Raw genomic sequence first — 12,529 nt, forward strand, 5'->3', positions numbered from 1 at the left:
TCCACTCGGGGATCGGGCAGGTCCCGAAAACTGATGAGTAAGCTGATCGGGTTTTCGTCTGACATAGTGCCTCCTGGTTAGAGGCATCCTATTATTCCCTATCAGCACTTTTGATGCGATTGCCCTGCATCAAAAGTACTGGCAGGGAATAATAGGATGCCTCTAACCAGAAGACACTATGTCAAATGTACAGATTAGCCACACCCTCCAGCTATGAGTCGCCCCACTGCCCCGAGCCGTATACAATCACTGGCGGGAACCCGTCTTCTCCGCCACCAGGAGCGATCGGCAATGCCTGCCCTCTCCGGCGAGCGGCCGCTCAGGGCCAGCGGCACGGTCACGCTGACCATGATCGTCAACCTCAAGCGCTTCGTCAGGCGCGGCGCCGCCCCCGACGACAGCGCCCTGGAACACTTTGAGCAGGTGCGCGGCACAGAACGCTTCGCCGCTTACCTGCGGGCGCTGCCCGATCATATGCGTTCGCCCTTCGTCCGCGACACGGACGAGGACGCCCTGATCGACGCTGCACATCAGATGCGCATCTTTCGCGGCTATGTCGTCTCGCAGTACTTCTTCCCCACCTACCGCCTGGACGAAGACTCTTTCCTACACCTCCCCGATCGGCTGGAAGGCGACGCGGTGCTGATTGAGACCTTTCCACAGTGGGATTACCAGGTGACGCTGACACGCAACGGCTTCGCTGTCGTGCGCATGATCCGGCACTTTGTGGATACGCCACTCTCGGTCATCGCCGCCGAGATCCAGCGCGTGGAGCGGGCGCGCGGCGGCGAGCTGGAATATGCCGAGTCGCGCTCAAGCTGGCGCATCGCCATGGATGTCACAGCGGCGCTGGTACAGGCGATGGGCGGTTGCATGACACTCAGCGGCGAGCACAACGAGCCGATCCACCTGCCCCTGGACCCGGAACAGCGGCGTGGCCGCCTGCCCCTGCATGACCGCTACACCACCATCCAGCTCGATCATGTCCACCGGGGCGGGGAGACCATCCCGCCGGAGGTCTTCGCCACTGACTACAGCTCGTTTGCGCTGGGTATGACCCGCCTGGCGACCGTCCTGCACGGCGGTGCTGCCCAGGATATGCGCCAGCGGCGGGCGGTCACCCCGGCTGATCTATTCAATCTCTCCCCCTGGGTGGGCGATCTATGCCTGGTGACCAACGACTCGTTGCTGATCTACAGCCCGCCCCCCGCCGACCCCACTACTGACCCGGACGGCTACACCCGCCCGCAGTTCTGGCGTGGCGTGGCCCGCGGCGTCGAGTGGCTGGTCAACCTCAAGACGGAATGGCAGTTGATCGAACGGCAGAGCACCGAGCTACTGAGTACAATCTCTAACCTGACTACCCGTGTGAATGACGGCCTGCTGGACGATGAAGACAAGCGTCGTCTGCGCGCCCTGGCCCAGGGCGTCTCCCGCGCCTTCAACATCCTGCCGGAAGTGCGCTACGCCCTGGTGCCCTCAACCCTCTCGCACGCCCCTGACGCGGTGCTGATCTACGGGCATGTGCTGGAGCAACTGGGCGTGCACCGCGTCGCCGAGCATGTGGACACCAACATGGCCGAGCTAAGCTCCTTCCTGACTTACTACAGCAGCACCCAGTTGCAGTTTGAGAGCCGCCAGCAGGAAGAGGCGGAAAACCGCACCGGCCTGACCATCTCGATCATGCTGATCCTGCTCTCGCTGGTATCGGTGCCTTCCCTGGTCAAAGATGCCAGCGAGATTCACTGGGAAGCGCTGGCCGCGTTGCCGCCCCTGCAGCAAATTGTGCTGGTCGGGCTGGCCGCGCTGCCGATCCTGCTACTGGTGATCACGGCCCTGTATGTCGTGCGGCGACTCCGCCGGCGCTAAGCGGCCTGCCGCTGTAGACGGCGGGCGAGCAACCGTTGTAGAATCGGTCACAGATGCCATCTAGCCTGAAGGGGAGCACACCTATGGCCGGCCTGACATCCCATCAGATGGCCGAGCTTGCTGCGCTGCGCACTGCGCTGGCGGCAGGCGATTACGAGATGGCTGCCGCCTCGTTTGAGTTGCTGGTCGGCATGGGCACCCCACCCCTCGACCTGCTCGATGCCCTGGGGGAGGGGCTATGGTCGGGCGACGACGACGAGGAGATCGGCGGCGAGGACTTGCTGGAACAGGTATTGCCGATGCTCGACGAGCGGGCCATTCCGGCCCTGGCAACCTACTTCATGGAGGAAGACGGGCCGGATCTGCTGGTGGATATGGTGGGTGAGCGGCTGGCCGAATTCACCGAGGCGGAACAACTGCAGGCTCTGCGGGCCGCCCTGCGCGAAGGGCGCGAGGACCTCGACGAACGCCTGCTGGAGGGCATCACTGAATACCTGGGCGAACTGGCGGTGGACAGCCCCGACGCCAGGGCCTTGCTGGAGGAACTGGGGCTGAATGACTGACCCTCCGAAGGGAAGCGTCATGCGGCTTCGAGATCGAATGCTGGCGGCGGTGCTGCTGGCGGTAGGGCTGGCGGCCTGCCGTCCTACTGCGCCGGGACCGCTTTCCGAAACGCTGATCGCCCCCCGCCAGCTGGCTACCGTGATCATCTCCCCCACACCGGTGCGGACGCTGGTCGTCCCGCCGACGCCTACGCCCGTGCCCAGCGCCACGCGCACGCCCGTCCCGCCGACGCTCACGCCCAGCCCGACGCCCTACGTCGGCGTCTTCCTGGGCGATGGTTCCGTGCCGCTGATCCTGCCGACAGCGTCGCTGGCCGCGCTGGTGGAGATCACGCTGCTGCCGCCGACTCCGCTGGGTGGCGCGCTGCCGCCTACATACGCTATTCCCACCATGCCGGGCATGGCGGTTGCCGCTGGCGGGCCATGCAGCGCGGAAGTGGCCGCTCCCTTTGCGGCAGCGATCGCCGCCCGGCCAGAGGTGGGGGCGGCGCTGGGTTGCCCGCTTGGCCCGCCCGAGACGATCTTCATGGCTCATCAGCCCTTTGAGCAGGGGGTGATGTTCTGGTGGTCGACAGGGGAAATCTACGCGCTGTCGCTGCAGCCGGTTAGCGGAGTCGCCAACCCCTTCTGGCGGGTGGCCGACCAGTGGCAGGAGGGTATGCCACAGGATGATCCGAGCATGACCGTCCCCGCCGGGTTGCTACAGCCAATCCGGGGCTTCGGGCTGGCCTGGCGCACCAATGCCCAGATCCGCACCGCCCTGGGCTGGGCCGTCAGCAATGAGAGCGGCTACACAGGGATGTTTCAGCGCTTCAGCGGCGGGGCGATCTTCACCGCGCCGGAAAACGCCGTCTACATCCTGATCGGGGATGGCGCGCCCGGCAGCGCCAGCCGCTACTTCGGCCCGCTGTACTGACACGCTACAGCTGAAAAACCGCTTACAGCAACACGAGGAGCCAGCCCGGCGCCAAGGACGCGGCCTCTCCCTGGGCCAGCCCCACTGCCAGAATGGTGGCCAGCAGCAGCAGAACCACGCCAAGCGCCACCAGCAGACGATAACGCAGATCAGCCATACGTTGAATTCCCGCTTCCTTCGCGGCGCAAAACCAGGGCAGGATTATCCACACACTCGGCGCAGATGCAAGGGCCAGAATCCGCCTCAGGCGCGCGGCGCGGCACTTGAGTCGCGCACGACCAGCTGGATGGGCAGCACAACCGAGGCCGGCTGGCTATCCGCGTAGTCATCGTGGGTGGCCAGCATGCGCAGGGCGTAGAGACCAAAGCTCTCTTTGGGGACGTGCACAGTCGTCAGGGCGGGGCGGCACATCGCCGCCAGGCCGATGTTATCCACGCTGACCACCGACACATCGCCCGGCACGGCCAGCCCCAGGTCGTACAGCCCGGCGATCACCCCCAGTGCCACCTCGTCGCTGGCGGCGAAAATCCCCGTCGGCGGCTCCGGCAGGGCCATCAGCCCCTGTGCGGCGCTGTAGCCATCTTCCGGCAGGTTGAACAGGCCATCGTGACGTACATACGCCGGGTCGGTGGGCAGGCTGTGCGCCAGCAGCACCTGGCGGTAGCCATCGACACGCTCGTCCACACCGCCGGCGTAGGCGATCCGCCGGTGGCCCAGCGCCACCAGATGGCCAACGGCCAGACGGGCTGCCTCCGCCCGGTCAAAGAGCACCGCCGGGAAGTCGCCGCTGACCACCTCCAGGCTGACGATGTTGTGCACCCGCTCACGGATGCGCCCCAGCAGCGCGCGGGCGCGGTCATCCTGCACGGCGTGGTAAGGCGCACACAGAATCAGGCCGGAGACGACCTCCGGATGGATGTTCTGGTTGAAGATGACCGGGTTGAGCAGTTCGTTGAAAAAGGTCAGGTAGGCGATCTGCTGGTTCTGGCGGTGGGCGGCAGCGTAAATGCCAGCCACCACCGAAGCGAAATAGGGGCGTTCCAGGAGCTGACTGGTACCACCCATGATGATCCCGATCCGGTCGACAGCGCGACGGGCCGGATGGCGCTTGAGACGCTGAGCGTCCAGGTTGGGGCGGTAACCCAGTTCCTCAATGGCCTGCAGCACCCGCGCCCGTGTCGCCGGGGAGACGATGCGCGGGCCGTTGTTGACCACGTAGGAGACCACCGCGCGGGAAACCCCCGCCCGCGCTGCTACATCCTTCTGGGTCACCTGGCGTTTCTCACCTGGTTGTGTAGGTTCCTGAGGCACGCTCATGTCCTCCCGCCCGGCCAATCCGCACACGACAGATCATTCGGGCACTTTGCCCAATAACTTCCCGCCAATGCGAAAGCGAAACTGTAGTGCTTGACAGCAGATCGAACCCGTTTTATATTGTACTATGATTATACATGTGCGTCTACACGTGTTGATCCATCCGCAAACGCCGAGCTGCCCCGTACCTCGAACCGCATTTGTGCGCAGCATACAAAAAGAGGGTTGGCGCTGGCAAATTAGTTTTTTCGTTTGATTAATGAACCGCCAGGCGCTGCCTGAAGGAGGTGAACCGCTCCCCTGACGCCGGTCATCCGTTCCGCTGGATTTACGGACGCCACCGCAGGGCGTCTCCCCGGCCCTGAGCGCCGCCGGGACGCCTCACGCGCTGATTAAATGTTCGGAGCGTTACCAGAAGGAGAAGAATACGATGTCCCGTCTATCCCGTTTTGGCGTACTGCTGACCGTTGTCCTCCTGGTCAGCCTGGTTGCCCCGGTCTTTGCCCAGGGCGGCCCCACCTACATTACCTACAACTCCTACAACGGCGACCCCATCCCGCGCGCCTTCGATGAAAAGATCGTCGGCATGTGGAATGAGGCGCACCCCGAAATGCCAGTCGAGCACTCGATCGTCGCCCATGAGGACTTCAAGCAGGCCATCCGCGCTTACCTGACCGCCGACCCGGCCCCCGATGTGCTGACCTGGTTCGCGGGCAACCGCGCCCAGTTCTTCATCGACAAGGGCCTGATCGCCGACATCAGCGCCCTGTGGACCGACTACGGCTTCGCCGAGAGCTACGCCCCCGGCTTCACCGCCCTGGCCACGGTAGGCGACAAGCAGTACTTCCTGCCGACCTCGTACTACTGGTGGGCGGTATACTATCGCCCCTCGCTCTTTGAGCAGGCCGGGATCACCAAGGTGCCGGAGACCTGGGACGAGTTCCTGGGCGCCTGCGATACGCTGAACGCCGCTGGCATCACCCCGATCACCATCGGCGCCCGCTTCCGCTGGCCGGCTGCCGCCTGGTTTGACTACCTGAACATGCGCGTCAATGGCCCGGAATTCCACATCAACCTGATGCTGCTCAAGGAATCCTACACCGACGAGCGCGTCAAGGCCGTCTTTGAGAAGTGGAACGAGCTGTTCGAGCACAACTGCTTCATCGAGGACCCCGCCGCTTACGACTGGCAGGAAGCCATCGACCCGATGGTTCAGGGCCAGGCCGCCATGTACCTGATGGGCCAGTTCATCAAGGACTCCTATCCGGATGACATGGAGGACGACCTGGACTTCTTCCGCTTCCCGATCATCAATCCTGACGTGCCGGTAGGTGAGGACGCCCCGACAGACGGCTTCTTCATGTCCGCCAACGCCCGCAACCTGCAGGGCGGCCTGGAGTTCATGGCCTTCCTCGGCTCGCAGGAAGTTCAGCAGATGGCCTTTGAAGAGCTGGGCCGCCTGCCCACCCGCATTGACGTGGATATCTCCGGCGCCCCGGCGGATGTCCAGAAGGGCATCCAGCTGATCCAGACGGCGGATTACGTCGCCCAGTTCTACGACCGCGATACCACCCCGCCGATGGCGGAAGCCGGCATGGACGCCTTCATGCGCTTCTGGGACGATCCAACCAGCGTCGACCAGTTGCTGGAAGAGCTGGAGGCCGAGCGCCTGCGTAACGTGGAAGAAGCGGGCGGCTAACACTGCCCCCTACTGCGCGTGCCCGGTGCGGTGAAGCTACCGCCGCGCCGGGCGACTCGCTGCCCATGCTGCCGGGGTGTGCTGGCCATGCCCCGGCAGCGCGCCATCCTGCCCGGTGAACTGGCCCGGCCACAAGGGAGGCCCTATGGCTGCGATAACCGATTACCGCATCCGCGAGGACACAGCGAGCGATGTTTCTGGCGCGAACTTCATCGGCCTGCTGTGTTCGGCCCTGTTGTTCATCGCCTTCATCTTCATGCCCTGGCACGGCACCAAGATCGTCGATAACGCAGCCAAGCTGATGGCCGACCTGCTCTCCGGCGTGCCTGGGACGCAGATCACCCTGGCGGTGGCGATCCTGCCCATCGCTTCGATCGCCGGTGTGGCGCTGGCCCTGTGGGGCGTCCTGCAGCCGGAACGGGGCCGCCTGGCCGCCCTGATGACGCTGATCCTGGGCGTGCTGGTGCTGGTCTACTGCCTGGCAACGCTCTTCTTCCCCACCGGGTCACTGGACATGGCGGCTGTCGGCGGGGCAGGGTTCTGGACGACGCTGATCGTGGCGCTGGGGATGATCGCCCAGTACGCGATCACCCTGCCCGCCCTGCGCCGGCAGGTGGGGCTGGAAGTAGTGCGTCCGGCCCGGCGGCGGCTACCGGCCATCCCGCCGAAATGGGTGCCGTACATGTTCCTGCTGCCGCCGCTGCTGTTATACCTGGTATGGATCATCGCTCCGACCTTCGCCACGTTCTGGCTGAGCCTGACCAACTGGGACGGCGTTTCCACGCCGGGCTATGTGGGACTGTCCAACTTTGAGCGGCTGTTCAGCATCGACCGGACCTTCCGCGAGGCGCTGGTCAACAACGTGCGCTGGTTGGCGATCTTCATCACCGTGCCAACGACGATGGGGCTGGGCCTGGCCCTGATCTTTAACACAGAGATGAAGGGCGGGCGCTTCTACAAGGTCAGCTTCTATTCCCCCCTGGTGCTTTCCTTCGCCGTGATCGGGCTGGTGTGGGCCTGGCTGTACAACCCGCGCCTGGGATTGATCAACGCCCTGCTGGGCAGCCTGGGGGTACCCGATCTGCCCGGCTGGCTGGGCGACCGCGAACTGGCGATCTGGTGCGTGATTGCGGCGGCGGTCTGGCGGCAGGTCGGCTATGTGATGATCCTCTACCTGGCCGGGTTGAAGAATATCGATCCCAGCCTGGTAGAAGCCGCCATTGTCGACGGCGCGGACCGCTGGAACCTGTTCCGGCGGGTGGTGCTGCCGCTGCTGGCCCCGGTGACGACCGTGGTGATCGTGATCTCGATCATCGATTCGCTGCGCGCCTTTGACCTGGTGGCGATCATGACCCGCGGCGGGCAGAGCACGCAGGTGCTGGCCAACTTCATGTACATGGAGGCCTTCAACAACTATCGGATGGGCTACGCCGGTGCGATCGCCGTCGTCCTGTTCGGGATCAGCATGGTCTTCATCGGATTCTACCTGTCACGCATCGTCAAAGACGAGCTGGAATACTAGGAGGCCGCCATGACCACCCTGGCCCAAACCCGCCGGGTCACCGGCGCGACCATGACCCGCCAGCAAATCGGCGCCGCGCTGAAGTACATCAGCCTGACCGCCCTGACCCTGCTATGGCTGCTGCCGATCTTCGCCGCGCTGGTCACGTCCTTCCGCACAATGGACGACATCTCGATCAACGGCTTCTGGAGTATCCCCGGCGTCCTGACCTTCCAGAATTTCCAGCGCGCCTGGACCGATGCCCAGGTCAATAAATACCTGCTCAACAGCTTCATCATCACCATCCCGTCGCTGTTCGGGATGATGTTCCTGTCGTCGATGAGCGCCTACGCCCTGGCCCGTTTCAAGTTCCGGGGCAACCTGTTCTTCTATTTCATGTATGTGGCCGGGACGTTGTTGCCCTTCCAGATTCTGCTGCTGCCGGTCTTCCGGCTGACCAACGCGCTGGGCCTCTATAACACTTACGGCGCGCTGATCCTGATCCACACCGCTTTCCAGCTTGGCTTTTGCACGTTCGTGCTGCGCAACTTCATGCGCACCGTGCCGGGCGAAATTCTGGACGCGGCACGGGTGGATGGCTGTGGCGAGTTCCGTATCTACTGGCAGATCATGCTGCCGCTGACACTCCCAGCGCTGGCAGCGCTGGGTACACTGGAATTCACCTGGGTGTTCAACGACTACCTGTGGGCGATCATCCTGGTGCAGTCCGATTCACTGCGCCCGGTGACAGCCGGCCTGGCCACGCTGCGCGGGCAGTACAACACCGACTGGCCGGTGATCACCGCCGGGGCGCTGCTGGCGACGTTGCCGACGCTGTTCGTATTTATCTTCCTGCAGCGTTACTTCATCCAGGGCCTGACACTGGGTTCGGGCAAGTAACGCCAACCACCGCACGTCCTCGCCCCGGCCTGCTTGGCCGGGGCTTTTTTTGCGCCAGGGTATGGAACGCCGTGCTATACTGGAATCAGCATACAACCGGAGTTGACCCGCGATGAAGCCATGCCCACAGTGCCACCAGATGAACCTCGATCAGGCCCGTTTCTGCGCGGGCTGCGGGGTGGAACTGGAACGGGAGTGCTATACCTGCCACCGGATTGTCCCGGCGGATGCCCGCTACTGCCCGTACTGCGGCACACCGGTGCTAACCGCGCCGCCGACCCCCTGGCTGGAACGGGTGATCAACCCGGAAGCCCGCCTGGGACTGTTCGCCGTGACGCGCGGCCTGGGTGTGACGCTGATCCTGCTGGCTACCGTGACCGTGTTCCTCACCCCGCCGCCGCGGATGATCGACGATGCCCTGTTGCTGGCCAGCGGCGCGGCGATGCTGGTCATCTCCGAGCTTTTGCGCCAGGGGCGCAAGCCCAAACCACCCGACGATGACGGCGGGGATACGCTGCGCCAGCCGGACCTCCCGCCGCCGGATGGCCTGCGGCTCTCTGAGCCGGAAACGCCGGAGGAGATAGCGGAACTGATCAGCCGCCACAAGCTACCGCCAGGGGGGATGCAGGGGCCGTTCCTCAACTGATTTGCAGCAGGCAGAAATTCTATGGATGCCGCACGTGGGCCAGGCTGCGGTCGAGCAGATCGCGGACGTGCTCGTCATCCAGGCGGTAGTAGACCTGCCGCCCGCGCCGTTCCCGCCGCACCAGCCGCCACTCGCGCAGTGTGCGCAACTGGTGGGAAACCGCCGATTGCTCCATACCCAGCAGAACGGTCAGATCGTTGACGCACAACTCGGCATCAGCCAGGGCGGTGATCAGCCGCACGCGGGTGGGATCGGCCAGCGCCTTGAACAGGTTGGCGATCCGGACGGCTGTCTCGCCGTCGACCAGGGTCGCTCTGGCGCGGGTCTGCGGGGTAAGGGAAGAAACCTCTTGAGGATGGGGCACGGCACACACACTCCTGCTTTCAACGGTAGCAGATGTGCCGAAGGGCTGTCAATGGTCGCCGGAGGCCCGGAGAGAGACCGGGAGGCCGGGAAACGGGACGCCGCTTCCCTCCGCCTTGACCCATCGCCTCGCGCCGCACAGAACCAGGCCTCCGGCGCCATAGCCCGCACCGTAACGCCCTCAGGTACGGTAGTGGCCGTTGATCGAGACGTAATCGTGACTCAGGTCGCACGTCCACACGGTGCAGGCCGCCGCGCCCAGGCCCAGGTCGAGCCGCGCGCTGACCTCCGGCGCCGCCATGATCGCAGCAGCGGCATCCTCGCTGTAGGCGGTTGGGCTGCCATCCGCCACCAGTTGCAGGCCGTCAGCGCAATCACTCTCACCTGGCGCGATCCACAGGGCCAGCCGGCCAGCATCCAGCGGCACACCGGCGCGCCCCGCCGCCGCCAGGATGCGCCCCCAGTTAGCGTCCCCCCCGTAGAAGGCCGTCTTGACCAGCGGCGATGTAGCAATGGCCATGGCCACCTGCCGCGCCGTGTCTTCATCCGGTGCGCCGCAGACGTGCAGGGTGATGAAGCGCGTCGCGCCCTCGCCATCCATGACGATATCCCTGGCCAGTTCGGTGCAGACCGCCACCAGCGCCGCCTGGAAAGCGGCCAGACCATCCCCGGCGGCGATGGTCACGCCGCTGGCCCCGTTGGCCAGGGCCAGCACAGTATCGTTCGTGCTCATGTCGCCATCGACGACGATCCGGTTGAAGCTGACCCGGCTGGCGGCGCTCAGGGCAGCCTGCAGCGTGGCAGGAGCCAGCGCGGCGTCGGTGGCGATCACGGCCAGCATGGTCGCCATGTTGGGGGCGATCATGCCCGCACCCTTGGCGATCGCGGCGATCGTGTAGTCCCCCTCCGGCGTCTGAACCTGGACGCTGACCGTCTTGGGCACGGTATCCGTGGTCAGGATCGCGTCGGCGGCAGCGGCCCAGCCATCCGGGGCCAGGTTCCCGGCCAGGGCGCTTATACCCGCTGCGATCTTGTCCATTGGCAGGGGCACGCCAATCACGCCAGTGGAGAGCACGAAGACATCCTCCGCCCGGCAGCCCAACGCCGCGGCAACCAGCGCCGCGCTCTCCGCAGCGTCGGTCAGGCCCTGCGCGCCGGTGCAGGCGTTAGCGACGCCCGAATTGACAACCACCGCTCGCATCCCGGCAGGGTTGGCCGCCAGGCGGGCCTGGTCAAGGAGCACGGGCGCGGCCTTGACCTGGTTGGTGGTGAAGACGCCCGCCGCCGCGCAGGGAGTCGCGCTGACGATCAGGGCCATGTCGCGCCGCCCGGACTTGCGGATGCCCGCCGGGACACCGGCGACGGTGAAACCGCGCACGGGCGCGATGATCGTTTCGACGGTGCTGATCGCGTAATCGGTCATCGTCAGGGTCATCGGTTGTCGGTTCTCCTCATCATCACGACCGGAGGGTCGCTTTCAATTTATTACTGATGTGTAGCTTCATCTTTGCTTCACCCCTGGCCCCTCTCCATTTGATGGAGAGGGGAAAAGAGGCCGGGGGTAAGGAGCGAGGCTGCTATCCTCGCAGGATCGCATCCAGCTTCTCCAGCGCTTCGTCCACGTGTGCCTGCTCCAGGATCAGCGGCGGCACCAGCCGCAGCACGTTCGGCCCGGCGCTGACCATGATCAGGCCGTGCGCATATCCCGCGCTGACCACCTCCGCTGCTGGAACGGTCAACTCGACGCCGATCATCAGCCCGCGCCCGCGCACCTCGACAATCTGCGGGGCGTGCAGGGCCGCCAGCCCATCCCGCAGGGCTGCGCCCATCGCTTCCACATGGCGCAGAAAAGCCGGATCGCTGATCCGTTCCAGCACGACCCTGGCGGCGCTGGCGACCAGCGGCCCGCCGCCGAACGTGCTACCGTGATCGCCAACCTCGATGACAGCGGCGATCCGGTCGCTGATCAGCGCCGCGCCGATCGGCAGGCCGCCCGCCAGTGGCTTGGCCAGAGTCATGATGTCGGGCGTCACACCGGAAGCCTGATGCGCCCACAGCATCCCGGTGCGGCCCATGCCACACTGCACCTCGTCGAAGATCAGGATGGCGTCGTGGGCATCACACAGAGCGCGCAGGCCCTGCAGGAATTCCGGCGTTGCCACGTGGACTCCGCCCTCACCCTGCACCGGCTCGACGATCACGGCGCAGGTATCCGGCCCGATAATCCCGGCGGCGGCTTCCAGATCGTTGAACGGCGCGATCGTCACGTCTGGCAGCAGTGGGCGGAACGGGTCCTGGTATCTGGCGCGCGGCGTGACGGACAGCGCCCCGATCGTGCGCCCGTGAAAGCCATTTTCAAAGGCCACCAGGCCGGTCTTGCCTGTGGCGGGATGCCTGGCGTAGATCCATTTGCGGGCCAGCTTGATCGCGGCTTCATTGGCTTCCGCGCCGGAGTTGCAGAAGAAGACCTTCCCGGCGAAGCTCAGCGCGCACAGCCGGGCCGCCAGTTCCGCCTGGGGAGCAGTCAGGTACAGGTTGGAGACATGAATCAGCTGCGCCGCCTGCTGGCTGATGGCGGCGACCAGTGCTGGGTCGCCATAGCCCAGCGCGTTGACCGCGATTCCGGCGGCCAGGTCCAGGTAGCAGTGGCCCTCAGAGTCATAAAGGTAGACGCCTTCTCCGTGAGTCAACACGAAGGGGGCGCGGGCATAGGTGTGCAGGACACATTGCGCATCCAGGTCAAGGACGGCAGGCATAG

General features: G+C 65.0%; 11 protein-coding genes. 7 read left to right on the forward strand and 4 right to left on the reverse strand.

The genetic code is table 11. The annotated features are described in order from the left end of the window. Window positions 1-291 precede the first annotated feature (291 nt). From HPY64_14630 to HPY64_14640, 3 genes are all read left to right on the forward strand, one after another. Entirely contained in the window at window positions 292-1,869 is a 1,578-nt protein-coding gene (locus tag HPY64_14630; GenBank protein ID NPV68375.1) for a hypothetical protein, read from the forward strand. A gap of 83 nt (window positions 1,870-1,952) precedes the next feature. Continuing rightward, a complete protein-coding gene (locus HPY64_14635) occupies window positions 1,953-2,432 on the forward strand; it encodes a hypothetical protein (protein ID NPV68376.1) in 480 nt (159 codons plus the stop codon). A gap of 19 nt (window positions 2,433-2,451) precedes the next feature. Further along, window positions 2,452-3,348 carry a hypothetical protein gene (locus HPY64_14640; protein NPV68377.1) on the forward strand — a complete coding sequence of 299 codons (897 nt, stop codon included), beginning with the start codon at window positions 2,452-2,454 and terminating at the stop codon, window positions 3,346-3,348. 243 nt (window positions 3,349-3,591) lie between these two features. Here HPY64_14640 and HPY64_14645 read toward each other — a convergent pair whose 3' ends face one another. Next, window positions 3,592-4,659, reverse strand: a complete 1,068-nt coding sequence (locus HPY64_14645; GenBank protein NPV68378.1) for a LacI family DNA-binding transcriptional regulator — start codon at window positions 4,657-4,659, stop codon at window positions 3,592-3,594. Between the two features lie 433 nt (window positions 4,660-5,092). Between HPY64_14645 and HPY64_14650 the strand changes: the two genes are divergently transcribed. The 4 genes from HPY64_14650 (at window position 5,093) to HPY64_14665 (ending at window position 9,408) form a co-directional block, all read left to right on the forward strand. Further along, window positions 5,093-6,361 (forward strand): carbohydrate ABC transporter substrate-binding protein, encoded by a 1,269-nt coding sequence (locus HPY64_14650; protein ID NPV68379.1) that lies wholly within the window; start codon window positions 5,093-5,095, stop codon window positions 6,359-6,361. Window positions 6,362-7,043: 682 nt separating this feature from the next. After that, window positions 7,044-7,883 carry a sugar ABC transporter permease gene (locus HPY64_14655; protein ID NPV68380.1) on the forward strand — a complete coding sequence of 280 codons (840 nt, stop codon included), beginning with the start codon at window positions 7,044-7,046 and terminating at the stop codon, window positions 7,881-7,883. Window positions 7,884-7,934: 51 nt separating this feature from the next. Next, a complete protein-coding gene (locus tag HPY64_14660; GenBank protein ID NPV68381.1) occupies window positions 7,935-8,762 on the forward strand; it encodes a carbohydrate ABC transporter permease in 828 nt (275 codons plus the stop codon). 139 nt (window positions 8,763-8,901) lie between these two features. Further along, window positions 8,902-9,408 (forward strand): zinc ribbon domain-containing protein, encoded by a 507-nt coding sequence (locus HPY64_14665; GenBank protein ID NPV68382.1) that lies wholly within the window; start codon window positions 8,902-8,904, stop codon window positions 9,406-9,408. Window positions 9,409-9,427: 19 nt separating this feature from the next. Here the strand turns inward: HPY64_14665 and HPY64_14670 are convergent, their stop codons facing one another. The 3 genes from HPY64_14670 to HPY64_14680 form a co-directional block, all read right to left on the reverse strand. After that, window positions 9,428-9,781 (reverse strand): helix-turn-helix transcriptional regulator, encoded by a 354-nt coding sequence (locus HPY64_14670; GenBank protein ID NPV68383.1) that lies wholly within the window; start codon window positions 9,779-9,781, stop codon window positions 9,428-9,430. A 171-nt stretch (window positions 9,782-9,952) separates the two neighbouring features. Then, window positions 9,953-11,194 (reverse strand): bifunctional glutamate N-acetyltransferase/amino-acid acetyltransferase ArgJ, encoded by a 1,242-nt coding sequence (argJ, locus tag HPY64_14675; protein NPV68384.1) that lies wholly within the window; start codon window positions 11,192-11,194, stop codon window positions 9,953-9,955. A 154-nt stretch (window positions 11,195-11,348) separates the two neighbouring features. Then, window positions 11,349-12,527, reverse strand: a complete 1,179-nt coding sequence (locus tag HPY64_14680; protein NPV68385.1) for an aspartate aminotransferase family protein — start codon at window positions 12,525-12,527, stop codon at window positions 11,349-11,351. Between the last annotated feature and the right edge of the window lie 2 nt (window positions 12,528-12,529).

It is taken from the genome of Anaerolineae bacterium (assembly GCA_013178165.1).
Taxonomy (GTDB): Bacteria; Chloroflexota; Anaerolineae; order Aggregatilineales; family Ch27; genus Ch27.

Excerpts from the sequence above, each read along its gene's own strand:
- argJ (NPV68384.1), bottom strand. The coding sequence starts at position 11,194 with ATGACCGATTACGCGATCAGCACCGTCGAAACGATCATCGCGCCCGTG.
- HPY64_14655 (NPV68380.1), top strand. The coding sequence starts at position 7,044 with ATGTTCCTGCTGCCGCCGCTGCTGTTATACCTGGTATGGATCATCGCT.
- HPY64_14665 (NPV68382.1), top strand. The coding sequence starts at position 8,902 with ATGAACCTCGATCAGGCCCGTTTCTGCGCGGGCTGCGGGGTGGAACTG.
- HPY64_14630 (NPV68375.1), top strand. The coding sequence starts at position 292 with ATGCCTGCCCTCTCCGGCGAGCGGCCGCTCAGGGCCAGCGGCACGGTC.
- HPY64_14660 (NPV68381.1), top strand. The coding sequence starts at position 7,935 with ATGACCCGCCAGCAAATCGGCGCCGCGCTGAAGTACATCAGCCTGACC.
- HPY64_14650 (NPV68379.1), top strand. The coding sequence starts at position 5,093 with ATGTCCCGTCTATCCCGTTTTGGCGTACTGCTGACCGTTGTCCTCCTG.
- HPY64_14640 (NPV68377.1), top strand. The coding sequence starts at position 2,452 with ATGCGGCTTCGAGATCGAATGCTGGCGGCGGTGCTGCTGGCGGTAGGG.
- HPY64_14680 (NPV68385.1), bottom strand. The coding sequence starts at position 12,527 with ATGCCTGCCGTCCTTGACCTGGATGCGCAATGTGTCCTGCACACCTAT.
- HPY64_14635 (NPV68376.1), top strand. The coding sequence starts at position 1,953 with ATGGCCGGCCTGACATCCCATCAGATGGCCGAGCTTGCTGCGCTGCGC.